Annotated in this window: 25 protein-coding genes; 11 read left to right on the forward strand and 14 right to left on the reverse strand. The window is 71.2% G+C overall.

What is annotated here, in order from left to right; translation table 11 throughout:
* Positions 1-39: 39 nt before the first annotated feature.
* From WG923_RS09940 to msrA, 3 genes are read right to left on the reverse strand one after another with little or no spacing between them, the layout of a single operon-like run.
* A complete protein-coding gene (locus WG923_RS09940) occupies positions 40-1,248 on the reverse strand; it encodes an ABC transporter permease (RefSeq protein ID WP_340350793.1) in 1,209 nt (402 codons plus the stop codon).
* Complete coding sequence (locus WG923_RS09945; RefSeq protein WP_340350794.1) at positions 1,245-1,898, reverse strand: ABC transporter ATP-binding protein; 654 nt, start codon at positions 1,896-1,898, stop codon at positions 1,245-1,247. The genes WG923_RS09940 and WG923_RS09945 overlap by 4 nt, the downstream gene beginning before the upstream one ends.
* Complete coding sequence (gene msrA / locus WG923_RS09950) at positions 1,895-2,434, reverse strand: peptide-methionine (S)-S-oxide reductase MsrA (RefSeq protein WP_340350795.1); 540 nt, start codon at positions 2,432-2,434, stop codon at positions 1,895-1,897. The genes WG923_RS09945 and msrA overlap by 4 nt, the downstream gene beginning before the upstream one ends.
* 91 nt (positions 2,435-2,525) lie before the next feature.
* Here msrA and WG923_RS09955 point away from each other — a divergent pair, with 91 nt between their 5' ends.
* From WG923_RS09955 to WG923_RS09985, 7 genes are all read left to right on the forward strand, one after another.
* Positions 2,526-3,290, forward strand: a complete 765-nt coding sequence (locus WG923_RS09955; RefSeq protein WP_340350796.1) for a YdcF family protein — start codon at positions 2,526-2,528, stop codon at positions 3,288-3,290.
* A gap of 122 nt (positions 3,291-3,412) precedes the next feature.
* Positions 3,413-4,096, forward strand: coding sequence for a TetR/AcrR family transcriptional regulator (locus tag WG923_RS09960; RefSeq protein ID WP_340350797.1), 684 nt, complete (start codon positions 3,413-3,415; stop codon positions 4,094-4,096).
* Complete coding sequence (locus WG923_RS09965) at positions 4,093-5,286, forward strand: efflux RND transporter periplasmic adaptor subunit (protein WP_340350798.1); 1,194 nt, start codon at positions 4,093-4,095, stop codon at positions 5,284-5,286. The genes WG923_RS09960 and WG923_RS09965 overlap by 4 nt, the downstream gene beginning before the upstream one ends.
* Positions 5,287-5,292: 6 nt before the next feature.
* A complete protein-coding gene (locus WG923_RS09970) occupies positions 5,293-8,475 on the forward strand; it encodes an efflux RND transporter permease subunit (protein ID WP_340350799.1) in 3,183 nt (1,060 codons plus the stop codon).
* A 30-nt stretch (positions 8,476-8,505) separates the two neighbouring features.
* Positions 8,506-9,195: a protein-L-isoaspartate O-methyltransferase family protein gene (locus tag WG923_RS09975; RefSeq protein WP_340350800.1), complete on the forward strand. Its 690-nt coding sequence runs from the start codon at positions 8,506-8,508 to the stop codon at positions 9,193-9,195.
* Between the two features lie 5 nt (positions 9,196-9,200).
* Positions 9,201-9,536 carry a rhodanese-like domain-containing protein gene (locus WG923_RS09980; protein WP_340350801.1) on the forward strand — a complete coding sequence of 112 codons (336 nt, stop codon included), beginning with the start codon at positions 9,201-9,203 and terminating at the stop codon, positions 9,534-9,536.
* 57 nt (positions 9,537-9,593) lie between these two features.
* Positions 9,594-10,925: a TolC family outer membrane protein gene (locus tag WG923_RS09985; RefSeq protein ID WP_340350802.1), complete on the forward strand. Its 1,332-nt coding sequence runs from the start codon at positions 9,594-9,596 to the stop codon at positions 10,923-10,925.
* 92 nt (positions 10,926-11,017) lie between these two features.
* On the opposite strand, the gene WG923_RS09990 is transcribed toward WG923_RS09985, so the two are convergent.
* The 3 genes from WG923_RS09990 to WG923_RS10000 form a co-directional block, all read right to left on the reverse strand.
* Positions 11,018-12,259 (reverse strand): 3-deoxy-D-manno-octulosonic acid transferase, encoded by a 1,242-nt coding sequence (locus WG923_RS09990; RefSeq protein ID WP_340350803.1) that lies wholly within the window; start codon positions 12,257-12,259, stop codon positions 11,018-11,020.
* Positions 12,256-13,221, reverse strand: a complete 966-nt coding sequence (gene waaC / locus WG923_RS09995; protein ID WP_340350804.1) for a lipopolysaccharide heptosyltransferase I — start codon at positions 13,219-13,221, stop codon at positions 12,256-12,258. The genes WG923_RS09990 and waaC overlap by 4 nt, the downstream gene beginning before the upstream one ends.
* A 196-nt stretch (positions 13,222-13,417) precedes the next feature.
* Positions 13,418-14,800, reverse strand: coding sequence for a phosphomannomutase/phosphoglucomutase (locus tag WG923_RS10000; RefSeq protein ID WP_340350805.1), 1,383 nt, complete (start codon positions 14,798-14,800; stop codon positions 13,418-13,420).
* Positions 14,801-14,910: 110 nt separating this feature from the next.
* On the opposite strand from WG923_RS10000, the gene WG923_RS10005 reads away from it, so the two are divergent.
* From WG923_RS10005 to WG923_RS10015, 3 genes are all read left to right on the forward strand, one after another.
* Positions 14,911-16,392 carry a DNA-3-methyladenine glycosylase 2 family protein gene (locus WG923_RS10005; protein WP_340350806.1) on the forward strand — a complete coding sequence of 494 codons (1,482 nt, stop codon included), beginning with the start codon at positions 14,911-14,913 and terminating at the stop codon, positions 16,390-16,392.
* Position 16,393: 1 nt separating this feature from the next.
* Positions 16,394-16,891: a methylated-DNA--[protein]-cysteine S-methyltransferase gene (locus tag WG923_RS10010; protein ID WP_340350807.1), complete on the forward strand. Its 498-nt coding sequence runs from the start codon at positions 16,394-16,396 to the stop codon at positions 16,889-16,891.
* A 111-nt stretch (positions 16,892-17,002) separates the two neighbouring features.
* Positions 17,003-17,914 carry a DMT family transporter gene (locus tag WG923_RS10015; protein ID WP_340350808.1) on the forward strand — a complete coding sequence of 304 codons (912 nt, stop codon included), beginning with the start codon at positions 17,003-17,005 and terminating at the stop codon, positions 17,912-17,914.
* Between the two features lie 242 nt (positions 17,915-18,156).
* On the opposite strand, the gene WG923_RS10020 is transcribed toward WG923_RS10015, so the two are convergent.
* Entirely contained in the window at positions 18,157-18,528 is a 372-nt protein-coding gene (locus WG923_RS10020; protein WP_340350809.1) for a hypothetical protein, read from the reverse strand.
* A gap of 95 nt (positions 18,529-18,623) precedes the next feature.
* On the opposite strand from WG923_RS10020, the gene WG923_RS10025 reads away from it, so the two are divergent.
* Complete coding sequence (locus tag WG923_RS10025) at positions 18,624-19,379, forward strand: hypothetical protein (RefSeq protein ID WP_340350810.1); 756 nt, start codon at positions 18,624-18,626, stop codon at positions 19,377-19,379.
* A gap of 1 nt (position 19,380) precedes the next feature.
* On the opposite strand, the gene WG923_RS10030 is transcribed toward WG923_RS10025, so the two are convergent.
* The 7 genes from WG923_RS10030 to WG923_RS10060 form a co-directional block, all read right to left on the reverse strand.
* Positions 19,381-19,542, reverse strand: coding sequence for a hypothetical protein (locus WG923_RS10030; RefSeq protein WP_340350811.1), 162 nt, complete (start codon positions 19,540-19,542; stop codon positions 19,381-19,383).
* Positions 19,539-19,718: a hypothetical protein gene (locus WG923_RS10035; RefSeq protein WP_340350812.1), complete on the reverse strand. Its 180-nt coding sequence runs from the start codon at positions 19,716-19,718 to the stop codon at positions 19,539-19,541. The genes WG923_RS10030 and WG923_RS10035 overlap by 4 nt, the downstream gene beginning before the upstream one ends.
* A gap of 23 nt (positions 19,719-19,741) precedes the next feature.
* Complete coding sequence (locus WG923_RS10040) at positions 19,742-19,912, reverse strand: hypothetical protein (protein ID WP_340350813.1); 171 nt, start codon at positions 19,910-19,912, stop codon at positions 19,742-19,744.
* A 4-nt stretch (positions 19,913-19,916) separates the two neighbouring features.
* Positions 19,917-20,084 carry a hypothetical protein gene (locus WG923_RS10045; RefSeq protein WP_340350814.1) on the reverse strand — a complete coding sequence of 56 codons (168 nt, stop codon included), beginning with the start codon at positions 20,082-20,084 and terminating at the stop codon, positions 19,917-19,919.
* 92 nt (positions 20,085-20,176) lie between these two features.
* Complete coding sequence (locus WG923_RS10050; RefSeq protein ID WP_340350815.1) at positions 20,177-20,539, reverse strand: hypothetical protein; 363 nt, start codon at positions 20,537-20,539, stop codon at positions 20,177-20,179.
* 102 nt (positions 20,540-20,641) lie between these two features.
* On the reverse strand, positions 20,642-23,917 hold the full coding sequence (locus WG923_RS10055; RefSeq protein WP_340350816.1) for a hypothetical protein: 3,276 nt from the start codon (positions 23,915-23,917) through the stop codon (positions 20,642-20,644).
* Positions 23,914-26,652, reverse strand: coding sequence for a pentapeptide repeat-containing protein (locus WG923_RS10060; RefSeq protein WP_340350817.1), 2,739 nt, complete (start codon positions 26,650-26,652; stop codon positions 23,914-23,916). Before WG923_RS10060 ends, WG923_RS10055 begins: the two co-directional genes overlap by 4 nt.
* Positions 26,653-26,898: the final 246 nt, after the last annotated feature.

Consider the following 26,898-nt stretch of genomic DNA (forward strand, 5'->3'; position numbering starts at 1 on the left):
CGTGCTCCTCGGTGGAGGCCGTATTCTGCCCAAACCGGCTCAGGCGCGCTGCAGGAGTTGCGCGACGTCGACCCGGTAGGCGCTGATGGCCGGGATCAGCGCGGCCGCGCCCGCCGTCAGCAGCGCCGCCGCCGGGATCCACGCCTCCTGCGGCAGCCACACGGCGCCGGTGATCGGCAGCGACTGCTGCGCTGCCAGCACCGAGCCGACGGCGCCGGCCAGCAGGTGCCCCAGCGCCAGCCCGAGCACCGAAGCCAGGATCGCCAGCCACAGGCCCTCGGCCAGCAGCAGCGCGGCGACGCGCCCCGGCGAAGCGCCCAGCATGCGCAGCATGGCCAGGTCGGCGCGGCGCTCGCGCACCGCCGTCCACAGCGCGATGAACACCGACAGCGCCGCCGTCAGCAGCAGCACGGCGCCCACGCCCTGCAGCACCTCGCTGCCCACGCCCAGCAGGCGCAGCAGGCGCGTGACCTCGATCGCGGGTGCCGCCGCCTGCATGGCCGTTTCGCTGTTCACGTAGCGCGGGAAGCTCACGGCCGCCAGCGGCGTGCGGTAGCGCACCAGGGCGAGCGTGATCTCGCGCTCCTCGTCCTCGTGGTCCGCGGCGTCGTCGGCCTTGCCGCCCATGTGCCCCTTCTCGTGCACGTGCCAGACCGATTCGGTGGGCGTGAGGATCAGCCGGTCCAGCACGCAGCCGCACGGCGCCAGCACGCCCGTCACCGTGTACGGCATCGCGGCATGCGCAGCCCCGCCGCCGCCCAGCCCGTGGCCGCCGACGAAGCGCTCGCCCGGCTTCAGGCCCAGCGCCTGCGCCACCTGGGCGCCGAGCACCGTCTCCATCGCCGCCGACCACAAGCGCCCCTGCGCCACCGGCACGCGGTAATGCGCCAGGTACTGCGGCGTGGTGCCGACGATGCGAAAACCGCGGTAGCTGTCGCCGAGGCTGATGGGGATCACCTGCGCGATCTGCGGTTTGGCCGCGAGCGCCTGCACGTCGGCCAGCTTCACGTTGCCGGGCGGCACGTCGATGTGGAACACGCCCGCCAGGATCAGCTGCAGGGGGCTGCCCTTGGCGCCCACCACCAGGTCGATGCCGGCCAGGTCGCGCTGGAAGGAACGCTGCACCTGCTCGCTGGCGAGCACGACGAAGGTGATCGACGCGAGCCCCAGCGTGAGCAGCAACAGGTTCAGCACGGTCGCCAGCGGCCGCGCCCAGAGATAACGGAAGGCCAACGCCAGCAGCTTCATGCGAGGGCCTGCGCGGGCTCGAGCCGCAGCACCTGCGCGCTGGGCAGCGCGGCGCGCACGCGCGCATCGTGCGTGGCCAGCACCAGCGTGGCGCCGCAGCGCCCGGCGGTCGCGCGCAGCAGGCCGACCGCCGCCGCCGCGGCTTCGTCGTCGAGGCTGGCCGTCGGCTCGTCGGCCAGCAGCACGCGCGGGTGCAGAAGCACGGCGCGCGCCAGCGCCACGCGCTGGGCCTGGCCGCCCGAGAGTTCGCCGGGGCGGCGCTGCGCCAATCCATCGACCTCCAGCGCCGCGAGCGCGGCGCGCACGCCAGCGCGATCCTCGGGCAGGCCGGCGGCGAAGAAGGCGAGCGCCAGGTTGCGCTCCACAGACAGCGCGTCGCTCAGGTGCAGCCGCTGCGGCAGGAAGCCGATGGTGCGGCCCCGCCAGCGATCGCGCTCGCCGCGGCGCAGCGCACCCACGTCCTGCCCCGCCACGGTCACGCTTCCCGCCGCGGGCGTGAGCAGGCCCGCGACCAGCGACAGCCAGGTCGACTTGCCCGCCCCGGAGCGGCCCTGCAGCAGCAGGGTGCCGCCCTGCGCCACGTCCACGTCGGGGAAGGCGAGCGCCGGCCCCTGCGGGTAGCGGTACGCGAGCGAGCGCGTGAGGATCACCGCCGCGCCAGCTCGGTGAAGGTCTTGCGGAACTTCGCCACCTTGGGCGCGGCCACCGCCATGCAGTAGCCCTGGTGCGGATTGCGTTCGAAGAAGTCCTGGTGGTAGGGCTCGGCCGGCCAGTAGTTCGCCAGCGGCGCGACCTCGGTGGCGATGGGCTTGCCGAACAGCTTTTCCTGGCTCATGGAGCGGATCATGTCGTCGGCGAACTGCTTTTGCTCCGGCGTCGTGGTGTAGATCCCGCTGCGGTATTGCGTGCCGACGTCGTTGCCCTGGCGATTCAGCTGCGTGGGGTCGTGCACCACGAAGAAGATCTCCAGGACCTGCCGCAGGCTGATCTGGGCCGGGTCGAAGGTGAGCTTCACGACTTCGGCGTGGCCGGTGGTGCCGGTGCAGACCTCCTCGTAGCCGGGGCGCTCCACGTGCCCGTTGCTGTAGCCGGATTCCACGTCGAGGATGCCGCGCACTTCCTTGTAGACCGCTTCGGTGCACCAGAAGCAGCCTCCGCCCAATACGATCGTCTGCGTTTCAGCCATGCCTTGTTCTCCTGAAGCGCCAACTGTAGTGCCCGCGCGCCTGCCTTACCATCGCGCCCCATGCACGACAACGCTGACGCAGGGGCCTCGCTTGCAGCCCGGTGAACTCAAGCCGATCCTCACCGCGCTGGTGCTGCCGCCGACCGGCCCGCTGCTGCTGGCGCTGCTCGGGCTGCTGCTTGCCACGCGCCGGCGCACGGCAGGCCTGGCGCTCGCGGCCGTCTGCATCGTCCTGTCGCTCGCCCTGGGCAGCCACGCGGTGGCGCGCCTGCTCGCGCGCGAACTGCTGCCTCCCGTCACCGCCGCCCGCACCGCCGACCTGCGCGACGTGCAGGCCATCGTGGTACTCGGCGCCGGCGTGTGGCCCGATCCGCCCGAGTACGGCAGCCCGCAGCCGAGCGAACCGGCCCTGGTGCGCCTGCGCTACGCGGCGCGCCTGGCCCGCCAGACCGGCAAGCCCCTGGCCTTCGCGGGCGGGGCGGGCTGGGGCGGCGTGGCCGGCGCGGAGTCCGAAGGCACGGTCAGCCGCCGCATGCTGCAGGAGGACTACGGCCTGGCGGTGCGCTGGCTCGACGACCGCTCGCGCGACACCGAGGAGAACGCCGTGCGGATGGCGCAGCTCGCCGGCCGCGACGGCGTGCGCCGCATCGCCCTGGTGACCGATGCGATCCACATGCCGCGCGCCGCGGCCGCGTTCCGCCGCGCCGGCTTCGACGTGGTGCCCGCGCCCACCGACTTCCCGCGGCCGCAGCACAACGCCGTCCTGGAATGGCTGCCCTCGACGCCGGGGCTGGCGGCCTGCCGGCACGTGATCCGGGAGTGGCTGGGCGGCGTCGTGGCGCGCGCCACGCATTGATGCCGGCCGTCGGCCGGACCCGCTCACGGATGGGCTACCTTGACCGGAGCGGCCCGCCGCGGCTACATTACTAACCGGTCAGTCATTAACTTCCATCCTTCGCCGCCACCCGGAGCGCGATCTTGTCCGTGCCCCTGTCCGAACTCGTTCCCGAAGAAGAGCGCACGCCGCGCCGCGGCCGCCGCAAGGAGGCCCGTCCCGGCGAACTGCTGGACGCCGCGCTGCACCTGTTCGTCGAGAAGGGCTTCGCCGCCACCCGCGCCGAGGAGGTGGCCGCCCGTGCCGGCGTCTCCAAAGGCACCCTCTTCCTCTATTTCCCGAGCAAGGAGGAGCTGTTCAAGGCCGTCGTGCGCGAGAACATCTCCGGTCGCTTCGCCGAATGGGAAGAGGAGTTCGAGGCCTTCGAGGGCTCCACCTGCGACATGGTGCGCTACTGCATGCGGGTCTGGTGGGAGCGCATCGGCGCCACGCCGGCCTCGGGCATCACCAAGCTGATCATCAGCGAGGCGCGTAACTTCCCCGACATCGCCGCCTTCTACCAGCAGGAGGTGGTCCGGCCAGCCAACGTGCTGATCCGGCGCATCCTGCAACGCGGCGTGGACCGCGGCGAATTCCGCAGCCTGGACGTCGAATACACCGTCTTCAGCATCGTCGCGCCGATGGTGTTCCTGATCATGATGAAACATTCCCTGGGAGCCTGCGCGCCGCAGGAATATCCACTCGATCCGCTGCGCTACATCGACACGCAGCTGGACAACCTGCTGCAGGGCCTGTGCGTGCGCGTCGCGCCCGGGGGGCGGCCATGAAACGCTGGCGCTGGTTCCTGGTCGCCTTCCTGGTGGCCGTGGTCGCGATCGGCGCCTGGCGCGTGCTGTCCGCGCGCCGCGTGCAGCAGGTCGCGCAGTCGGCGGCGGTGGCGCAGCGCGTCGAGCCGGTGGTCGAACTCGCGGCCACCGACGTGGTGCGGGCCGAGACGCGCGAGCTGCAGCGCGGCCTGCCCGTGTCGGGATCGCTCAAGGCCGTGAATTCCGCCTTCGTGAAAGCCCGCACGCCGGGCGAGCTGCAGGGCCTCACCGTGCGCGAGGGCGACACCGTACGCGCCGGCCAAGTGGTGGCGAAGGTCGATCCGGTCGAGGCGCAGGCCCGCGTCAAGCAGGCGCAGGAGCAGGCCGATGCGGCGCGGGCGCAGATCGAGATCGCCGAGCGGCAATGGAGCAACAACAAGGCGCTGGTGGACCAGGGCTTCATCTCGAAGTCCGCCCTCGACACCTCGCTGAACAACCTGAACGCGGCGCAGGCCAACCACAAGGCGGCGCTGGCCGCGGTGGACGTGGCCCGCAAGGCGCTGGAAGACACCGTGCTGCGCGCGCCCATCGGCGGCGTGGTGGCGCAGCGCCTGGCGCAGCCCGGCGAACGCGTCTCCGTCGACACGCGCGTGATCGAGATCGTGGACCTGGGCCGGCTGGAGCTGGAGGCGACGCTGGGGGCCGCCGACTCCGTGGACGTGCGCGTGGGCCAGGAAGCGCTGGTGCAGGTGGAAGGCAGCCCGCGGGCGATCGCCGCGCGGGTGGCGCGCATCAACCCGAGCGCGCAGGCGGGCAGCCGCAGCGTGCTGGCCTACCTTGCCCTGGCGGACACCACCGGGCTGCGGCAGGGCCTGTTCGCGCAGGGCACGCTGGCGCTCGGCCACGCGTTGGCGCTGGCGGTGCCGCTGGAGGCGGTGCGCACGGACAAGCCTTCGCCCTACGTGCAGGTGGTGGAAGGTGGCAAGGTGGCGCACAAGGCCGTGGAGCCGGGCGCGCGCGGCGAGGCGAACAAGGAGACCTGGGTCGCGGTGACGGGGGTGCAGCCCGCGGCCGTGGTGATCCGGGGGCATGTGGGGGCGTTGCAGGAGGGGACGAAGGTGCGGTTCACGCCGGATTCGCCCTCGGGCTCCGGAGCGCCCCCACCCCAACCCTCCCCCAGAGGGGGAGGGAGCAAGGCGACGAGCCCGTAACCCCTTATGTGGTTCACCCGCGTCAGCCTGAAGAACCCCGTGTTCGCCACGATGGTGATGCTCGCCATCGTGGTGCTGGGCGTGTTCTCGTACCAGCGGCTGCATGTCGACCAGTTCCCCAACATCGACTTCCCGGTGGTGGTGGTCACGGCCGAATACCCCGGCGCCTCGCCCGAGGTGGTCGAGAGCGAGGTCAGCAAGAAGATCGAGGAGGCGGTGAATTCCATCGCCGGCATCAACGCCCTCACCTCGCGCAGCCTCGAAGGCCAGTCGGTGGTCATCATCGAGTTCCAGCTCTATGTCGACGGCCGCAAGGCGGCGGAGGACGTGCGCGAGAAGATCGCCGCGATCCGCCCGACCTTCCGCACCGAGGTGAAGGAGCCGCGCGTGCTGCGCTTCGACCCGTCCAGCCGCCCGATCTGGTCGCTCGCGGTGCTGCCCGACGCGAGCCGCGGCAAGCCCATGACGGCGGTGGAACTCACCAACTGGGCCGACCAGGTGCTCAAGAAGCGGCTGGAGAACGTGCGGGGCGTGGGCTCGGTCGCCCTCGTCGGCGGCACCAAGCGCGAGATCAACATCTACCTGCAGCCCGCGGCCATGGAGGCGCTGGGCATCACCGCCGACCAGGTCGCCGCGGCCGTGCGCAACGAGAACCAGGACCTGCCGGTGGGCGCGATCCGCTCGCTGGCGCAGGAACGCGTGGTGCAGATCGACGCCCGCGTGCAGCGCCCCGAGGAATTCGGCAAGATCATCATCGCCCGCCGCGGCGGCGCGCCGGTGCGCGTCGACCAGGTGGCGCGCATCGCCGACGCCGGCCAGGAGATCGAGAGCCTGGCCCTCTACAACGGCCAGCGCACGCTGGTGCTGCAGGTGCAGAAGGCGCAGGACGAGAACACCATCGCGGTGATCGACGGCCTGCAGGCGACGCTGGCGGAGATGCGCGCGCAGCTGCCGGCGGGCGTCAAGCTCGAATCGGTCACCGACGCATCCCGGCCGATCCGTGTCTCGGTGCAGAACGTGCGCCAGACGCTGATCGAAGGCGCGTTGCTCACCGTGCTGATCGTGTTCCTGTTCCTGAACTCGTGGCGCTCCACGGTCATCACAGGGCTGACGCTGCCGATCGCGCTGATCGGCACCTTCCTGTTCATGTACGCCTTCGGCTTCTCCATCAACATGGTCACGCTGATGGCCCTGTCGCTGTGCGTCGGCCTGCTGATCGACGATGCGATCGTGGTGCGCGAGAACATCGTGCGCCACGTGCAGATGGGCAAGGGCTCCTACCAGGCCGCGATGGACGGCACGCAGGAGATCGGCCTGGCGGTGCTGGCGACCACCTTCTCGATCGTGGCGGTGTTCCTGCCGATCGGCTTCATGGGCGGCATCATCGGCAAGTTCTTCCACGAGTTCGGCGTGACCATCGTGGCGGCGGTGCTGATCTCGATGTTCGTGAGCTTCACGCTCGACCCGATGCTCTCCTCGGTGTGGCACGACCCGGAAATTGCGGCGCATGCCCGGCACAGGGCGCCCAGGACCTTCTACGAGCGCACGATCGGCCGCGTGACGGGCCTGTTCGACACGGCCACCGAGCGGCTCGCGGACACCTACCAGGCGATCCTGCGCTGGGCGCTGGCGCACAAGCTGGTCACCGTGCTGGGCGGCCTGGCCGTCTTCGTCGCCAGCGTCTTCATGGTGCCGCTGCTCGGCACCGAGTTCGTGCCCAAGGCCGATTTCTCGGAGACGAGCCTGAACTTCTACACGCCCGTGGGCTCCTCGCTGGAACTCACCGAGGCCAAGACACGGCAGGTGGAGAGCATCATCCGCGAGTTCCCGGAGGTGCGCTACACGCTGTCGACGATCAACACGGCCAACGCCGGCAAGATCTACGCCTCGGTGTACGTGCGCATGGTGGACCGCAAGGACCGCAGCCGCAGCGTCGACCAGATGGCCAACGTGCTGCGCGAGCGCCTCAAGCAGGTGCCCGGCATCACGGTCACGCACGCGGGCCTGCTCGACGCGGTGGGCGGCAACAAGCAGATCGAGTTCTCGCTGATGGGGCCGGACCTGCAGGAGCTGGAGCGGCTGTCGCGCCTCGTCACGCAACGCATCCGCGACGTGCCCGGCCTGGTGGACCTCGACTCCAGCGTCAAGCCGGACAAGCCGACGATCGCCATCGACGTCAAGCGCGATGCGGCCTCGGACCTCGGGCTGTCGATCGCCCAGATCGCCGGCTCGCTGCGCACGCTGGTCGCCGGCCAGACGGTGGGCAACTGGCGCGCCCCCGACGACCAGACCTACGACGTGAACGTGCGGCTCGCGCCCGACGCCCGCACGGCGCCGCAGGACCTGGAGCGCCTGCCCTTCGCCACCGGCACCAACGCGGACGGCAGCGCCCGCATCGTGCGGCTGAACCAGGTGGCCACCGTGCGCGAGGGCACCGGCCCCAACCAGATCAACCGGCGCGACCTGATGCGCGAGGTGGCCGTCAACGGCAACGCCTACGGCCGCGCCGCCGGCGACATCTCCGAGGACATCCGCAAGCGCCTGGACCAGATCGCCCTGCCCCCCGGCTACCGCTGGCAGTTCGGCGGCTCCACCAAGAACATGAAGGAGTCCTTCGGCTACGCGGTGTCCGCGCTGGCGATGGCGGTGATCTTCATCTACATGATCCTGGCCAGCCAGTTCCGCAGCTTCCTGCAGCCGCTGGCGCTCATGACCTCGCTGCCCCTCACGCTGATCGGCGTGGTGCTGGCGCTCATGACCTTCGGCTCCACGCTGTCGATCTTCTCGGTGATCGGCATCGTGATGCTGATGGGCCTGGTCACCAAGAACGCGATCCTGCTGGTGGACTTCGCGATCCGCCTGCGGGACCAGGGCATGCCGCGCAGCGAGGCGCTGCTGCAGGCCGCGCGCGTGCGGCTGCGCCCGATCCTGATGACGACGCTGGCCATGGTGTTCGGCATGGTGCCGCTCGCCTTCGCCCTCACCGAAGGCTCCGAGCAGCGCGCGCCCATGGGCCAGGCCGTGATCGGCGGGGTGATCACCTCCTCGCTGCTGACGCTGGTGGTCGTGCCCGTCGTCTATTGCTATCTGGATGACCTGGCTCAATGGTTGCGCCGCTCCCGCCGCCGTTCCGCCGGGGGTGGGCGGGCGGCCGCCGTGCCGGCTTCTAAAATCAGCGATTTGTCCTGACCGCCAGACGAGAGGAAGAGGAAACCCGCCATGACCGCGCCCGCCGACATCGAACAAGCCCGCTTCAACATGATCGAGCAGCAGATCCGCCCCTGGGACGTGCTGGACGTCGACGTCCTGGGCCTGCTGCACGAGGTGCGGCGCGAGGATTTCGTGCCCCTCGCGCACAAGGCGCTGGCCTTCGTCGACATGGAGATCCCGCTGCTGCCGGACACCGAGGAGGCCATGCGCAAGGGCTACAGCATGCTGCCGCCCAAGGTGGAAGCGCGCCTGCTGCAGGACGTGGCGCCCAAGGGCCACGAGAAGGTGCTGGAAATCGGCACCGGCTCGGGCTACATGGCCGCCCTGCTGGCCAGCCGGGCCCAGCGCGTGATCACGCTGGAACTGCACCCGGAACTCGCCCGCCTGGCGCGCGAGAACCTGCAGAAGGCCGGCATCCGCAACGTCGAAGTGCGTGAGGCCGACGGCGCGCGCGGCCTCGCCGCCGAAGGCCCGTTCGACGCGATCGTGCTGTCCGGGTCGGTGCACGAGGTGCCGCAGGTGCTGCTGCAGCAGCTGAAGGTGGGCGGCCGGCTGGCTGGCATCGTCGGCGATGCGCCCATGATGCGCACCACCATCATCCGGCGCACCGGCGAAGCCGAGTGGGAAACGAAGCAGCCGTGGGACTACGTCGCCCCGCGCCTGGCCAACTTCCCCGAAGCCTCGCGCTTCCACTTCTGACGCCGATGATCGAGCAGGTCCGCCCCGGCGACTGGGACGACTGGATGCGCTCGCAGAGCGCGCGGCCCCTCGTCCTCGACGTGCGGGAGCCATGGGAGCTGCGCACGGCCAGCGTGGCCCCGCAGGACTTCGACCTGCTCGCCATTCCCATGAACGAGATCCCCGGGCGGCTCGCCGAACTGCCGACGGACCGCCCCATCGCCTGCCTGTGCCACCACGGCGCGCGCAGCCAGCGCGTGGCGATGTTCCTGGCGCACCAGGGCTACAGCGATGTGGTGAATATCGCGGGCGGCATCGAGGCGTGGGCGCGCGACCGCGATCCTTCGGTGCCGCTCTACTGAGCTGTGTTACAAGGCGCTACAAGTCCAAGAGCAAGACCTGGAATAAGGACGGAGATCATGAAGCTGCTGCCCCTGTTGGTGGCCATGGGGCTCGCGCTGGCGGGCCCCGCGCGGGCGGAGGGACTGCTGGAGCTGTACGACGCCGCGCGCGCCTACGACGCCAGCTGGCAGTCGGCCAAGGCGCAGTACGACGCCAACGTGGCGCGCGGCGCGCAGGCCCGCGCCGGCATCCTGCCGCAGGCCGCGCTCTCGGCCGGCGTCACCCGCAGCCTGCTGGAAACCAACGTGAGCGGCGCGCCCGTGAACCCCGCGGTGGACCGCGGCTTCACGACGCAGCAGGCGACGCTGAGCGCCTCGCAGCCGCTCTATCGCCCGGCCAACCTCGCCACCTACCGCCAGGGCGAGCGGCAGATCGAGCTGGCCGAATACCAGCTCACCGCCGCCAGCCAGGACCTGATGATCCGCGTGAGCCAGGCGTACTTCGACGTGCTGGCGGCGCAGGACACGCTGGCCTTCGTGCGGGCGCAGAAGGCCGCCACGGCCGAACAGCTCGCCTCGGCCAAGCGCAACTTCGAGGTCGGCACCTCCACGATCACCGACACGCGCGAGGCGCAGGCCCGCTACGACCTGGTGCTGGCGCAGGAGATCGCCGCCGAGAACGACCTGCGCGTGAAGAGGATCGCGCTGGACACCCTGGTGGGCCGCAACGACGTGGAGCCGAGCCCGCTGGCCACGCCGCTGGCGGTGCCGCCGCCGCAGCCGCCCAACGCGGAAGCCTGGGTCGCGGCTTCGGAGCAGGCCAGCCCCGCGATCCTGCAGGCGCGCAAGGGCGTGGAGATCGCCGAACTCGAGACCGAGAAGGCCAAGGCGGGCAAGAAGCCCACCGTGGACCTCACCAGCAGCTACGGCATCACGCGCAATGCCGGCGGCAGTGCGACGCTGGCGCAGACCTCGCGCAACAACAACGCCAACGTGGGCGTGGCCTTCCAGTGGCCGCTATTCACGGGCTTCGCGGTGGAGAACCGCATCCGCGAAACCCTGGCGCTGGAGGACAAGGCCCGCTCCGACCTGGAGGCCACGCGCCGCCAGGTGGCGCAGGCCGTGCGCACGGCCTTCTTCGGCGTGCTGTCGGGGGAGAACCAGGTGCGCGCGCTGGAGTCCGCCGAGGCCTCGAGCCAGAGCGCGCTGGATGCCAACCGCCTGGGCTACCAGGTCGGCGTGCGCATCAACATCGACGTGCTGAACGCACAGAGCCAGCTGTTCCAGACCAAGCGCGACCTGGCGCAGGCGCGCTACAACGTGCTGCTGGGGCACCTGCGCTTGCGGCAGGCGAACGGGACGCTGCAGGCGGAGGACCTGGCGCGGCTGAATACGCTGCTGACGCGCTGACTTTGCCCCCGTAGGCTGGCGCTGGAGCGACAGCGAAAGCCCAGCGATGCGCGAGCGCTGGGCTTCGCGCGCTGGCGCGGCTCAGCGCCAGCCTACGAAATCAGCTTCAACACCGCCGCCGCCGTCTTCTCCGCCGCCCCCCGGTGCGCCGCGGCGAATTCCTCGCTCGCCTGGACCGCCTGCACGCGCGCATGCCGGTCGCGCACCAGTTCCACCGCCACCCGCACGCCCTCTTCCATCGAACCCACGCGCCGGGCCGCCCCCGCCTCCTGCGCCAGTTCCGCCGCCTCGCTGAAGTTGAACGTGTGCGGTCCCATCACCACCGGGCAGCCGCAGGCCGCCGCCTCGATCAGGTTCTGCCCGCCCAGGGGCGCGAAGCTGCCCCCGAGCAGCGCCGCATCGGCCAGCGCGTAGTACAGCGGCATCTCGCCCAGCGAGTCGCCGATCCACACCTGCGCCGGCGCCGGCGCGTCGTCCCAGGTGCTGCGGCGCGCCACCGTGAAGCCGGCCTGCGCCGCCAGCGCCGCGACCTCGTCGAAGCGCTGCGGATGGCGCGGCACCAGCAGCCACTGCACCTCGGGATGCGCGGCGATCGCCTGCAGGAACTGCGCTTCCTCGCCCTCGCGCGAACTGGCGAACATCACCACCGGCTGCGGCGAGGTGGAGCGCCAGTCGCGCCCCTGCGCCAGCTGCGCCGGATCCGGGCTGGCGTCGAACTTGAGGTTGCCGAACACGCCCTGCACCGTGGCGCCGGCCTCGGCGAGGCGGCGCGCATCGTTGCGCGTCTGCGCCCACACCGCGCGCAATGCGCCATAGGCCGGCCGCGACAGGCCGCCCAGCCGCCGTGCCTGCGACAGCGACTTGGGCGACAGGCGCGCGTTGGCGAGCGCCAGCGGGATCGCGCGCGCCTGGCATTCGGCGGCGATGTTGGGCCAGACCTCGGTCTCCATCAGGATGCCGGCGCTGGGACGGAAGTGGTCCAGGAAGCGCCGCACGGCGCGCGGCGTGTCCCAGGGCAGCCAGGCCTGCGCATCGCCTTCGCGCAGCAGCCGCTGGCCTTCGGCGCGGCCCGTCGCCGTGCCGTGCGTGAGCAGGATGCGCACCTCGGGCCGGGCGCGCCGCAGGGCCTCGACCAGGATCGCGGCGGCGCGCGTCTCGCCCAGCGAAACGGCGTGGATCCACAGGCGGCCCGGGTCGGTCGGCGCTTCGTAGCGGCCGAAGCGCTCCTCGACGTGCTCCAGGTAGCCCGGCTCGGCCACCCCCCGCCGGCGCAGCTTGCGGCGCAGCAGCGGCTGGGCGCCGATCAGCACCAGGGAGTACAGCGGCCGGATCATCCCGGGATTGTGACCGCCCGCCACGCCTCCCAGACCGCGTCCACCTCCGGTGCCGGCGCGGCGTAGACGCTGCGCTGGCGCACCGCATCGAGCGGGCCGGTGCGCCAGGCCGTGTCGAAGTTGTAGATCTGCACGTGCGGCAGGCCGAGCGCCACGGCAATGTGGCTCAGGCCGCTGTCGACGCCGATCGCGCCGGCGCAATGCGACATGCGCTCGGTGAGCGCGTCGAGCGACAGCCGCGGCCACACCTCGGCGCGCGCGCCCAGCGCCTGCGCGAGGCGCACGCTGCGCGCGCATTCCGCGTCGCTGCCGTGCGGCAGGCCCAGGCGATGGCCCTGTCCGATCAGCCGCCGACCCAGCGCGATCCAGTGCGGCTCCGGCCAGCACTTGTCCTCGCGCGAGCTGCCGTGCACCAGGACCACGGTGTCGTCGTGCCCGCGCCCCGCGGCCCCGAGCCCGAAGCGCGGCGGGCCCTGCACCTCGTAACCGAGCGCACTGGCGCACAGGGCGCGCGAACGCTGCACCGCATGCGATTGCGCCTCGACGGGAATGGCGACGTCCGCGACCCAGCGCGTCGGCGCCTCGTAGCTGGAGCCTTCGGTGCGGTTGGCCATCGCGTAGCGCCGGCCGCCGGGCGCCAGCTGCGCCATGTGCGCCACCAGCGCGGATTTCGTCAGGCCCTGCAGGTCGATCACCGCGTCGTAGCGCTCGCGGTGCAGGTCGTTGCGGAAGTCGCGCCACTCGTGGCGCGTGCTGTGCGCCAGCGGCGCCTTGCGCCAGCGGCGCAGGTCGCACGGGATGGGCCGCCGCACGCCCTCGCAGCGCGCGACCAGGGGGGCGAAGCCGCGCTCCACCACCCAGTCGATGCGCGCATCGGGCAGGGCCGCACGGATGTCCTGCACCGCCGGCATGGCATGCACGACGTCGCCGAGCGACGAGAGTTTGACGATGAGGATGTTCAAGGGGTAGTGGAGAACGTCATCCCGTGCGCTGCCCTCGTCATTCCCGCGCAGGCGGGAATCCAGGGCTTCCGGGACGGCGCCGCGCGCCGCCCTGGATCCCCGCCTGCGCGGGGATGACGGTCACGGCGCGGGGAGGACGGTCACGGCGCGGGACGGACGATCACGGCGCTGGAACGACGGCCAGGCGCCGATTATCTCAGTGCGCAGCCTCGGCGATCTGCGCCTCCGGTTTCACCGTGCGCAGCAGCGCCAGCATCTCGCCCTCGATGCGGTGCATCGCCTCCTGCGTGTGGCCCTCGAAGCGCAGCACCAGCACCGGCGTCGTGTTGGACGCGCGCACGAGGCCGAAGCCGTCCGGCCAGTCCACCCGCAGGCCGTCGATGGTGGACACCTGCGCGTTCGGGAAGCTCGCCTTCCTGACCAGCTCCGCGACGACGCGGTGCGGCTCGCCCTCCTCGCACTTCACGTTCAGCTCCGGCGTGGAAAAGCTCGTGGGCAGCGCGTTGAGCACGGCGCTCGGGTCCGGCGAGCGCGACAGGATCTCCAGCAGCCGGCAGCCGGCATAGGTGCCGTCGTCGAAGCCGTACCAGCGCTCCTTGAAGAAGATGTGGCCGCTCATCTCGCCGCCCAGCGGCGAGCCCACTTCCTTCATCTTCGCCTTGATCAGCGAGTGCCCGGTCTTGTACATCAGCGGCTTGCCGCCGGCCGCGGCGATCGCGGGCGCCAGCCGCTGCGTGCACTTGACGTCGAACAGGATCGTGCCGCCCGGCACGCGCGAGAGCACGTCCTGCGCGAACAGCATCATCTGCCGGTCCGGGTAGATGTTGTGGCCGTCGCGGGTGATGATGCCCAGGCGGTCGCCGTCGCCGTCGAAGGCGAGGCCCAGGTCGGCGCCCGTTTCCTTGAGCTTCGCGATCAGGTCGCGCAGGTTCTCCGGCTTGCTGGGGTCGGGGTGGTGGTTGGGGAAGTTGCCGTCCACCTCGCTGTACATCTCGATCACCTCGCAGCCGATCGCGCGGTAGATCTGCGGGGCGGAGGCACCGGCCACGCCGTTGCCGCAGTCGACGACGATCTTCAGCGGCCGCGCCAGCTTGATGTCCTTGGTGATGCGGTCGCGGTACGGGGCGAAGATGTTGACGTTGCGGATCGTGCCCTGCCGCGGCGCCCGGTCCCAGGTTTCGCCCTCGATCATCTGGCGCAGGGCCTGGATCTCGTCGCCGTAGATCGCCCGGCCGGCCAGCACCATCTTGAAGCCGTTGTAGTCCTTCGGGTTGTGGCTGCCGGTGACCTGGATGCCGCTCGTGGCGAGCGTGTTGGCGGCGAAGTACAGCATGGGCGTCGTCACCATGCCGACGTCGACCACGTCGACGCCGGCGGCGGTGAGGCCGCGCACGAGGGCGGCGGCGAGCGAGGGGCCGCTCAGGCGGCCGTCGCGTCCGACGGCGACGGCCTGCTCGCCTTCCTTGCGGGCGATGGTGCCGAAGGCGCGGCCGAGGGCTTCGGCCACCTCTTGCGTCAGCGTCGCCGGAACGATGCCGCGGACGTCATAGGCCTTGAAGATGCTGGGGCTGAGCTGCATGGATCTGCTTGCCTGTTGGGATCGGTGTCGGGGCATTCTAGGTGCGCGGCGCGCGGGAACATGTCCGAAAACGGCCAGTCCTGCCCGGGGCGCTGCGTATCATCGGCCGCATGACCCCCGTCGAGCCCGCCCTGCATCCGGACGCCTGCTACCTCGCGCTGAAGACGCGCGACGCGCGCTTCGACGGCTCGTTCTTCACCGGCGTGACCTCGACCGGCATCTACTGCCGCCCCGTGTGCAAGGTGCGCACGCCGCGGCGCGAGAACTGCCGCTTCTTCGCGCTGGCCGCGCAGGCCGAGAACGCCGGCTTCCGGCCCTGCCTGCGCTGCCGGCCCGAACTCGCGCCCCAGGGGCTGCGCTGGTCGCTCCACGACGCCAGCGCCGTGCTGGCCCAGCAGGCGGCACGCCTGCTCGACGAGCCGGAAGCCTGGGGCGTGGAGGCACCTTCGGTGGAAGGGCTGGCACGGCGGCTGGGCATCAGCGACCGGCACCTGCGGCGCATCTTCGACGCCCAGCTGGGCGTGTCGCCGCTGCAGTACCTGCAGACGCGCCGGCTGCTCAGCGCCAAGCAGCTGCTGGCGGATACGGCGCTGCCGATCACCGAGGTCGCGCTGGTGAGCGGCTTCGCCAGCGTGCGGCGCTTCAACGCCGTGTTCACGGCGCAGTACGGCATGAGCCCCAATGCGCTGCGGCGCGAGGGCGCGGCGGGCGAGGCGAGCTGCGCAGTGCGGCTCGGCCTGCGGCCGCCCTACGACGTCGATGCCATGCTGGGGTTCTTCCGCACCCGCGCCATCGAAGGCGTGGAGGCGGTCGGCGCGCGCCAGCTCGCGCGCACGCTGGCGCTGGACGCGAACGGCCGGCGCTGGGAAGGCTGGCTGAGCGCCGACTTCGACGAGACGCAGCCGCAGGTGGTGCTGCGCGTGAGCGAATCGCTGCACGGCGTGCTGCCGCTGCTGATCCGCCGGGTGCGCGCCGCGCTGGACCTCGACGCCGATCCGCACGCGATCAATGCGCGCCTGCACGGCAGCTTCCCGCTCGGCGACGGGCTGCGCGTGCCGGGGTCGCTGAGCGGCTACGAGCTGGCGATCCGCGCGGTGCTCGGCCAGCAGATCACCGTGGCCGCGGCGCGCACGCTGGCGCAGCGGCTGGTGCAGCGCTTCGGCGTGCCCATCGCCACGCCGCACCCGGGCCTGCACCGCCTGTTTCCCGCCCCGGAGGTGCTCGCCGCGGCCGAAGGCGATGCGCTGGGTCAGATCGGCATCGTGCGCCAGCGCCAGGCGGCGATCGTGGCGATCGCCCGCGGAGTGGCGGAAGGACGCCTGTCGCTGCACCCGGGCGCCGATGTGCCGGAGACCACCGCCGCATTGAAGGAGCTGCCCGGCATCGGCGACTGGACGGCGCAATACATCGCGATGCGGGCACTGCGCTGGCCCGATGCCTTCCCGGCCGGCGACGTGGCCCTGCACAAGGCCCTGGGCGTGCAGCAGAGCCGGCAGCCGGCGCGCGAAGCCGAGGCCGCGTCGCAGCAATGGAAACCCTGGCGCAGTTACGCCGTGGTGCGCGCGTGGAGCGCGCTGTCGCAAGGAGGATGAGATGAACGCCGTGATCGAGCGCGTGTGCGCGCAATACGAAAGCCCGCTGGGCACCATGCTGCTGGCCGCCACCGACCGCGGGCTGGCGGGCCTGTGGTTCCTCGGCCAGCGCCACGGCCCGGACAGCAGCGGCTGGCGCGAAGACCCGGCGCATCCGGTGCTGCGCGAAGCGATGGCGCAGCTGGCCGCCTGGTTCGCGGGCGAGCGCACCGGCTTCGAGCTGCCGCTGGACCTGCAGGCCGGCACGCCGTTCCAGCAGGACGTGTGGGCGGCGCTGCTCGCGATCCCGCATGGCGGCACCACGAGCTATGCGGAGCTCGCGCGCCGGCTGGGGCGCCCGAGCGCCGCCCGCGCGGTGGGCGCCGCGGTGGGCCGCAACCCGATCAGCATCGTGGTGCCCTGCCACCGCGTGGTGGGCAGCGGCGGCAGCCTCACGGGCTACGCGGGCGGGCTGGAGCGCAAGACGGCGCTGCTGAAATTCGAAGGGGCCAGGGCCTAGGGACGAGGGGCCAGGGACTGGCGTCCGGATAATGCGCCGCTCTTGCCGCTCCCATCCCTAACCCTAGCCCCTAGCCCCTAGCCCCTAGCCCCTTGGCCCGTCCCCGACCCCATGCCCTTCGCCTCCCTCATCGACTTCATCGCCCTGGCGGCGATCTGGGGCTCGTCCTTCCTGTTCATGCGCTTCGCGGTGGTGGAGTTCGGGGCCGTGCCGACGGCCGCCGTGCGCGTCACCATCGCGGCCGCCTTCCTGGTGCCGCTGATGCTGTGGAAGGGCCATGCGCGCGTGTTCCGGCGCCACTGGCTGGCGGTGTGCCTGGTGGGCGTGATCAACTCCGCGCTGCCGTTCGCGCTGTTCTCCTTCGCGCTGCTGGCGATCACGACGGGGCTGTCCGCGATCCTCAATGCCACGGTGCCGCTGTTCGGGGCGCTGGTGGCCTGGGCCTGGCTGAAGGACCGCCCCACGGGAACGCGCGTGCTGGGCCTCGCGATCGGCTTCCTCGGCGTCGCCCTGCTCGCGTGGGATGGCGCCAGCTTCAAGCCCAATGCCTCGGGCATCGCGCCCGCATGGGCGGTGCTCGCGTGCCTGCTGGCCACCGTGTGCTATGCGATCGCGGCGAGCGCGACCAAGCGCTACCTGGGCGGCATGCCGCCGCTGGTGACGGCCACGGGCAGCCAGGTAGGCGCCGCGGCGGCGCTGCTGCTGCCGGCCGCGTGGCTGTGGCCCGCGCACCTGCCCGGCACGCGCGCGTGGCTCGCGCTGGCCGTGCTGGGGCTGCTGTGCACCGGGGTGGCCTACGTGCTGTATTTCCGCCTGATCGAGCAGGCCGGGCCGGCGAAGGCGCTGGCCGTGACCTTCCTGGTGCCGGTGTTCGCGATCGTCTACGGGCTGCTGTTCCTGGGCGAGCACGTCACGCCGTGGATGCTGGCCTGCGGCGCGATCGTGGTGTGCGGCACGGCGCTGTCGACCGGCCTGGTGAAGCTGCCGGCGCCGCGCGTGCGCAAGCCCCTGAAGGACCTGTAGGCTGGCGGTGGAGCGCCAGCGAAACCCCAGCGTTGCTGGCGGTGGAGCGCCAGCGAAACCCCAGCGTTGCTGGCGGTGGAGCGCCAGCGAAACCCCAGCGTTGCTGGCGGTGGAGCGCCAGCGAAACCCGGCGTTGCTGGTGGTGGTGGAGGGCGCGCCAGAGAAAAGCGCTGGGGTTCGCTCCGCTCACCTGCGCCTTCGGCCCAGCCTACGACGCGAGCATCGCGAAATCAGGTGCCCGGCTAGAACCGCGGCAGGTCCATCAGCCGCCGTCCCGGCCGCTCCTCCGCGAGGGCGAGCGTCTCGGTGCCTTCGGGCAGCACGTCGACCTTCACCTCCGGCCCCATCTGCAGGGTGCCGCGTTCGGTGGGGAACAGGGTCACGACGGTGTCGCCTTCGACCAGCCGGTCGACCACTTCCACCAGGCGCGTGGGCGCGGGGCGCAGGTCCCAGTGTTCGAGGCTGGGATCGACCATGCCCATCATCACCTCGCTGACCTGGGTTCCTTCCAGGCGCACGGCAGTGATGCCGTACAGCACGGACGGCAGCGGCGACGCGTTCAGGCCCGCCAGCGGGATGCTGGTGCGCGAGGGCTCCATCGATTTCTCAACCATGCGGCTCATTCTGGGCACCCACTCAGGCGCCTCGATAAGCCGAGCGCGCGTGAAGGCGTGGGAGAGTGCCTACCGTTCTACACTGGCACGCTCCGATGGCCCCTGACGATGCTACCCCTTCCGGCCCCGCCGCGCTCACCCGCGCGCACGCACGGCGCCTGCGCGACATCTACCGTTCGGCAGGCTGGCCGATGCAGGATGCGCTGGAGATCGACTTGCTCGCCGCCGGCCTGCTGGAGCGTGTGCGCTCCGCCGCCGGACACGAGACGCTGCGCGTCACCGACGCGGGCGTGCAATGGCTGGCCACCGTGCTGGCCCGCAACCGCGCCGCCCTGTCGGCGCACGAGGCGCTGGTGCAGCGCGTCGCGCAGGAAATGGCGCGGGCCGGCCGGCTGGCGTGGACGGGCCTGAGCCTGCGCGCGCAGGTCGCCACCGGCGACGAGGCGAGGCCGCTGCGCTGGTGCGTGGCGCGACCCGACGTGTTCTCGATCCGCCACACGTCCGTGGAAAGCTACGTGGAACCGATCGTGCACGAGATCAAGGTGCGCCGCGCCGACCTGCTGGCCGACCTGCGGCTGCAAGCCAAGCGCGCGGCCTACCGCGACCTGGGCGAATGCTGGTACGTGCTGGGCGCCGACGCCCGCGGGCGCGCGATCGGCGAGCCGGAAGAAGTGCCGCCCGAGTGCGGGGTGATGCTGGCCGGCGCGCAGGGCCGGCTGGCGGTCGCGCGGCCGGCGCAGCGCCCGGCGCGCGCGGCCCTGCCCTTCGGCGTCTGGATGGCGCTGGCGAAGGCCACGCCGCTGCAGGGCCCGGACGACGACGCCCAGGGCCTGCTGGCCGCCTCGAACTGAACTACTGCTTCGGGTGCTCGGACTTGCCCTGTTCGGGCGTCTTCACGCGGCCCTTTTCCGGATCGATCGGAGCGGCCGTGGGCTCCGGGTTCGCCGGCTTGGGCTCCGGGGGCGCCGGCACCGGGGACGGCGCCGGCGCCTGGGCCGGTGCGCCTGGAGTCATTCCCGCTCCGGCTTGTGCAGCGGCCGCTCCTCGCGGGCGCCCTTGCGGTCCGTCACCGCGCTGGCACTGCCGTCGCTGCCGGGGATGTCGTCCTCGGCCGGGACGAACTCCGGCTCCTCGTGCTCGAGGCCGGGCGCGGGCGGGGTGATGCCGGAAGGCGTGCGGATGTAGGGCATGGAGACTCCTGCGGTTCGGGAATTCAGATCGTCGGCTTGTGCACGCCCGGGTCTTCCGGCTCGGCCTGCGGCAAGGCCTGGCCGAACTCGGGCTCCACGGGGAGCTGCGTCGGGTTGGACGGATCCTGGTCGGAACTGTCGTCGGACGAGGGGTCGGGCTCGACCGGATGGGTGGGCTGGGTGCTCGTGTTCATCGCATCAGAACGGGCTCTGGGTGCCGAGCGAAAGCTCGGGCGGCTGGCCGGGCTCGGCGGTCGGCGCGGCAGCGCCGTCGGCATCGCGCGGCGGCGGCGAAAAGCCGTCGTCCAGGCTTTCGAGCAAGGGCTCCCCCGTGCACAGGCTCGGGTCGACATCGTTGGGGATCATGCGAACCTCCTTGGCTCCATCGTGCGCGGGCGCGCGCGACGCGACCTTCGGAAGCGGGGCCGAGTGCCTGTAGTCGGGCACCGAAGCGCCCGTCAGTGCTTGTCGTCGACGGGGCGCTGGGCCTCGCGGCGCATCACGGCGCTCGGCTCGTGGGTGAACGGCAGCCGCGGCAGCCCGATCAGGGCCTGCAGGCGCGCATGCGCGCGGTCCATGTCGGCGCCGATCATGGCCAGGGCCACTTCGTGCGTGGGTTCGTTCTGCGCGATGCCCAGGTAGGCGTTGCGCAGGCGCTGGTAGTCCGCATCGGCGCGGGCCACTTCGTCCTGCAGCGCCACCACCTTGGCGTATTCGGCACGGCTGTAGCGCGTCGGGGGCTTGCGGATCTCGGCAGGCCGGCCCGGACGGTCGTCTTCGTTCGCGTGGGCCCTGGCGTGCGGCCCGTTGCTCTTGCTCATGCAAGGATGCTAGGAAGTACCGCACGCCCCGGCTGTAGGACGGGACGCGGTTTGCGTCCTGTTGCGCGCCCACGGCAGGGAAGAATTCACGCGTTGGCCCGCTCATGGCGTGCTCGGCACCCACTCGCTGACGGAGGGTTCCGTGATCCCGCCGAAGCTCAGCGCCTCGAAGTTCAGCGTGAAGAGGTTGCGGAACAGGTCGATCGTGAGCTTGCCGCTGTTCACGCCGGAGGTGGCCGCCAGCCAGGTGCCGGCAGGGTCGTAGATGTCGAGCGTGTAGAGGTTGTCGCCCTGCTTCACCCACAGCACGTAGATGTAGCCGACGGATTCCATGGCGACGTCCAGGAACCTGGCCCCGCGGCTGGCCTCGCGCAGCGGCATCGACGACGAACGCGTGCCCGGCGGCGTCGATGCGCCGAAGATCAACGCCGGATTGGCGCCTGTGTCGAACGCCTGGATGCGATTGTTGTCCTGTTCGAGCACCAGGATCGCGCCGGCGGGCGTCACGCACATGCAGGCCGGTCCGAGCAGCAGCCCGTCCCGCGTGCCTGGCCCCGAATACGCCTGGGCCAGCGGTGCGTTCGCGTCCGCCACCGGCACATCCAGCGGGTCCAGCACCTCCAGCTTCGCCAGCGCAGTGTTGAGGCTCACGAGCTTGCCCGTGGGGTGCACCAGGAACGCATCCGAGGAATGATTGAAGCGGCCCACGGCCTGCCCCGATGCGGGCAAGGCGATCGTCGGTGGCTGGTCGACGCCCGCGAAAGTGATCTGCCGCACGAGGCAGTCGCCGCCGGACGCATCGATGTAGAAGCCGCGGCCCGCGGTACTGGTGCGCTCGTACGCCACGCGCGCCGGCGTGGCGAAGCCGACGCCCGCGAAGCGGTAGCCATTCTGGGGCGACTGCGTGAACGAGAGGTTGGCGAACTGGTACAGCTGGCCCTGGTCACCGGTGACGGCGTCGCGCACGTTCGCGCTGAAGGACTTCCACGCGTAGCCGAGCGCGCCGAACGGCTCGCTGAGCGTGATGCCGACGAGTTCGCACAGGCCGCCCGCCGTGTTGTCGCACGCCGTGCGTACCACGGGAGCCACGTCGGTCGCCTGCCAGCGATGGGCGCCCCCGGCATCCAGCATGATCTTCTGCTTGTGCCCGTACACCGTGCTGCCGGTGAGCGGGACGAGCCGCTCCTCGATCGTGATCCCGCACGCATCGACGGTGTTCGCGATGGGGCCCGTCGACCCCGCGCCGGCGAGCCAGCCGTTGCGCGCGTAGAAGCTGACCGCGATGTTGACCTTGCCGCCGGCAGGCAGCGCCGGGAACACGTAGACCAGCGGCTCGGTCTGCGTGGTCGCCGGCATGGCGATCTCCCCGGAGTCCCAGGGCGCGCTGCCGTCGCACACCGCGAGCAGGCGATAGTGCGTCGCGGTCGCGGGGAAGCCGGCCACGTTGCGCGGGTCGTGCCGGATGGTGACGGCCATCGGGTGCGTGCCCTTCACCATGTGCCGGTAAGTCCAGGGGGAGTTGGCCACCTCCGAGCTGGTTTCGGCGATTTCCGCGGCAGTGCCCGCCGCCAGCACCGCCTGCAGCGCCAGCCCGACGCCGAAGGGCAGGAACGATGCGGCGGCGCCCTTGGCCTGCCCGTTCGCCAGCGCCGCCTTCAGCTCCGGGTACAACCACGTGGCTCCGCTCTTGAGCACGCTCACCAGCGGGCCGCAAAGGTTCTTGAAGGTGGCGGTGTCGTAGTAGGACCCGCCCAGAATGCTGTCGGCAATGGCAAGGACGAAGACCTGCGCCGTGGCGACCATGAGGTCGCGCGAGGCCGGCGCATTCACCTTCGTCTTGAACGCCTTGTACGCGGAACTGGCGGCCATCGCGAGGAACACGCCGGGGATGGCCAGGTCGAGCACCACGGTCATCACGGCGCCCGCGGCGATCGTCTTCGGCTCCGACGGGGTGCCGGCGCCGAGCCCCCCGGCCAGTACCTGGAAGGAAGAAGCGATCTCCGGCACCTCGACGGAGAACCACTGTTCGTCCTGCTTCAGGGGGATCCCGAGCAGCACGAACTCCGGGTTCACCATCCCCAGGAAGCACTCGTTCGGTCCCGAAAGTTCCCCCTTGTAGTTCAGCTGGATCGCGAGCGGCAGGTCCTTGAGCGCGATCGGCTTGCCGGCGCCATCGAGATAGCGGATGAACAGGCCCAGGTAGCGCACGAACCAGTTGCACACCCTGAACTTCACCGTCCGGCCGTCGGTGCGCACGCTGTCGACCTTGTAGCCGGTCGCGTTCGACGGGTCGGAGAGCGCCCAGCTGGCGGATGCGCCCGCGCCCAGGCCCGCGAGCAGCGCGTCCAGGCCGCCCGTAGGCACCCCGTTGTTCACGACCCAGAGCTTGCCGGCGAGCGCCGGGTTGTCGCTGTCCACGCCCAGGTCCGTGATGTTGGCGCCGAGCACCGGGTCGTTCTTCACCGCCCGCAGCACGCTGCGGATCGCCTCGCCGGTCAACGCCAGCGTTTGCGCGGAGTGTTGCGTGAAGTACCGCAGCTGGCCGTCGTCGTCGCGCTCGGGCTGCCCTGTTTCCGGGTCGATCACGGGCACCAGCGTCGCCCATCCGCCGCTCGTGGTCGCCGGGCCCTGCGCGATGAGCGAGCGCACGAGCTTGAGGAGGTGGACGTCGCGGCAGATGATCGCCTGCTGCACGTAGGCCAGGGTCGGGGCGTCGAACGAGCCCACCTCGGGATGGTGCGAGACGAGCGCCACGGCCTGGTCGAAGTAGTTGCGGTAGGCGTCGAAACGCGGATCCGTGCACAGGTCCGGCGCGTCGACAGCGGCAGCGGCGGCGGTACGCACGCCCAGCGCCGCGGTCAGCAGCGATTCGGTCCGGCGCCGCAGGGCCGCGTACTTCAGGGAACGCGGCGCGCGGCCGCATGCGACCAGCGCCTGCGTCACGCGCGCCGTGACCTTCGAGGGCACGTGATAGAACATCATGTGCATCGACCACTCGCCGGAGCTGTCGCCGGGGCGCACGCCCTTCACGTAGCACATCTGCAATTCCGTCGCCGGCAGCAGCGCGGTCACCACGTGGGTCGCGCCTTCGCTGCCGGCCGGCAGCGGGGCCCCGCCGGGCGCCGCGAATTCGGAGCGGCTGACGGGCGTCAGCGGATGCCGCGCGCCACCGGCCACCAGGAAGAAGTCGTGCGCGGGGTCGGCATTGGACAGGTCGAAGAAATGCGTGCGCAGTTCCAGCGCGTCGGTCGTGCCCTCGTCGCCGGACCCGCAGCCCGCGAGCCAGCTGCCCACGCCGAGCGCGAGCCCGGCGCCGGCGGTGCGCTGAAGGAAGCGCCTGCGCTGCAGGTCGAAAGCCAGGCCCGGTCCGTGTGTCATGGTTGCTCTCCCTGGTTCCAGCAGAGGTTCTCGGTGCCGAACAGGGGATCGCCGCACAGCGGAGCAGGCGCAAGGCAGGACGAGTTCGGCTGGTCGGAGCGCGCCGGATCCGTGGCGGTCCATGCGCCTTCCGTGCACGGTCCCGGGCTGAGGTCGGGACAGGTGTTGCTCTTGCCCGTGGGCGGCCGCAGGGCCCGCCTCTCGTAGCTGGCGGAGACGCAGGTATCGGCCACGGCGTCGGTGGGCGGCGCGCACGGGTCTCCCACCGTGAAGCCCGGGAACGCGAGGTACTTCCTGGGCAGCTTCGTCTGCATGCACTGGTTGTCGGTATCGCGATCGACGAAGGCGCCCTGGAAGGTGGCCCCGTCCAGGTTCGCGCCGTCGAACTGCGCGCCCTGCAGGAAGGCGTAGATGAAACTGGTCCGCTTCTTCAGGACGGAGCTGGTGCCGAACGTCGCGCTCCTGAACGAGGCGCCGAACAGCATCGCGCCGGAGAAGTCGGTGCCGTTGCCGGTGACGTGGTTCATGTCCACGTTGGCGAGATAGGCGCCATTGAAGGCGGTGTCGTCCAGGCTGGCCTCCTGGGCCGAGGCACACGTCGGCCGCCGCGCGCCGCTGCAGTCCGCCACGCAGGCGCCATCGGTGCTGCTGTAGAAGCTGCTGAAGGAGAGGATCGCGCCGTCGAGGTGGGCGCCGGCGAGGTTCGCGTTCTTCAGGTGCGCGCCCACGAGATCGGCTGCAGCCGCTCCCACCTGCGGCGCGGCGTTCAGGAAGGAGCGGCACAGGTTCGCCTGGTCGAGGTTCGCATTGCCGAAGTGCGCGCCGCTCAGCGTGGTGAAGCGCAGGTCGGCGCCGCTGAGGTCGGATCCGCCGAGGGAGGCGCCCGTGAGATTCGCGTGCGCGAGCTTCACGTTCTTCAGCCCGGTCTTGCGGCCGGAGAGGTCGATGCCCGCCAGGTTGCAGTATTCGCAGCTGTTGGTGGTCACGTCGATCTGGGTGGTCTGCGCCAGTGAGATGCCGGCGCCATCGAGCACGAACGGGATGCACCCGGACTGGTTGAACCTGGTGGTGGTGCCGCCCTTCGTCACCGTCGCGACGGTGTTGGGCCCCAGCTGCAGCGACAGCGTGGGTTCGAGGTACATCCCTTCGGTGAACGCGAAGTCCTCGACCGCAAAGTCCTTGAGGATGGTCGCGGGCCCCTGCTGCTTGAGGTTGCAGTCCTCGGTCTTCCAGAACAGCGCGGCTTCTCCGGCAGCGAGCGCCCAGTTGCCGTTGGCGTCCCGCGCGTGCGGCAGTCCGTTGGGGAAGAAGCGGGCGGCGAGTGCGAACCCGTCAAGGGCCAACGAACGCAGGCCGCCGTACGCATCCACCGGCGCGTCCATGTAGCGGCCCAGCGCCCCATCGTCGATCGGGGGCAGCGCCGTGCTCTCGGGGCGGGTGCCGAAGCCGGCGAAGCCGTAAGGCATGCAGATATCCTGGGTCGACCCGAAGCACAGCGATTCGTCCCGATACATGAACATGACGGGGTTGCCCGCGCCGGAGAACAGACCGACTTGCGACGCGTAGCCGTAGCCGGCCGTGCCCACCATCACCGGGCCCGGAGGCTTGCCGTGCACCATCCAGTACTGGGCAAGAGGCTCGTTCCTGCACGCGTAGGGCGGGCCGAGCACCCCATAGGACGCCGCGCGGAAATAGGCCGTCTCGCTCGGATAAGAGGTGGCGTGCCCCCCTGCGGATCGTGTGTAGCTCCCGAGCACCTGGGGTGCCGCGTCGAGCAGGCCGCGGCATTGCGGCGTGCCACCGCGGAGCACGGGGTTCAATGCGAGGAAGCCGCCGGGTCGCGTGTAGACGTCCCAGTTTCCGAACTGCTCCGGCGGCAGGTACAGGGCCCAGTACTCCGGGTACGCGTCGTCGTTCGCGAGCGTCGGCGGGCCGGCCGCCGCCTGCGCAGCCGCGGGGTGCACGAACACGGTCCGCGCCGCCCCGCTGCCGCCATACGCGTGCTGCAGGGTGTAGCGGCCGGCCGGCAGCTCGGCTTCCACGCAGGGGTCACCCGCCTTCAACTGCGCCTGTGTCGCGCCCTGCGCATCGAGCAGCCGGATCGTGTCCGCGCCGTCCTCCTGCCGTTCCATGCAGAAGCGGTACCGCTGCGCCTGCAACTGCAGCGGAAACGCCTGCACCGGTTCCTGCGGGCCGGTATGCAGCACCGCGTGATGGGTCGCATCGGCCACGAGGCCGGCGTTGGCACGGAAGTCGGCCATCGTCAGCGCCTTGAGCTCGCGCAGGTCCCGCGTGTCCGCGCCGGGCTGGAAGTCGTGCCCCCAGTGCCACGTGCTCCCCGCCAGCTGCAGCGGCACGTCGCCATAGACCTTCGCGCCGATGTGCAGCCTGTGGATCGTCAACGTGGCCGCGGCCGGCCGCCAGCCGGGGCCGAATCCGGCCGTGTCGCCGCCCAGCACGGCCTGCGGCGCCTCGCCGACCGCGGGCGCGCGAGCCGTCCCGGCGGATTGCAGCTGCCAGGCCCGGTCACCCGCGAGCCGCAGCCGCACGCGCTCGTACACGAGGTCCCCCACCTGCAAGGTGCCGATCGCGAGTTGTTCCTCCGAGGCGTCGTAGCGCAGGACCGCGAACTCCTGCGCGGCCGCGGACTCCGGCTCCGCTCCCCCCGTGCACGCCACGGCGGTGAACATCGCCGCAAGCAGCAGCAGGAACCGGCGCGCGGTCTGGACCAGCATCGACCTCCCCTTGCCCGAAATCTCCTTCGGGCCCATCGGTTCTAGTCCGCATTCCCGTGCCTGCAAGGAAGGCAGGGTGCGAACTTGCGCGCCATCAAGTTCGCGCCGCGATCGGCGTCGCCTCGGCGACTCGGGCGCGGCAGGCAGCGCTTTCCTTGATCTTTCGCCAGGCCGCGATCGCGCGCACCCCTGCGCGAAGGCATGCGACGCATCCGCGCGCGGGTCGCGCCCGGGCTCGCGCACGGG

It is taken from the genome of Ramlibacter sp. AN1133, assembly GCF_037890035.1.
In the GTDB taxonomy this organism is placed as follows: Bacteria; Pseudomonadota; Gammaproteobacteria; order Burkholderiales; family Burkholderiaceae_C; genus Ramlibacter.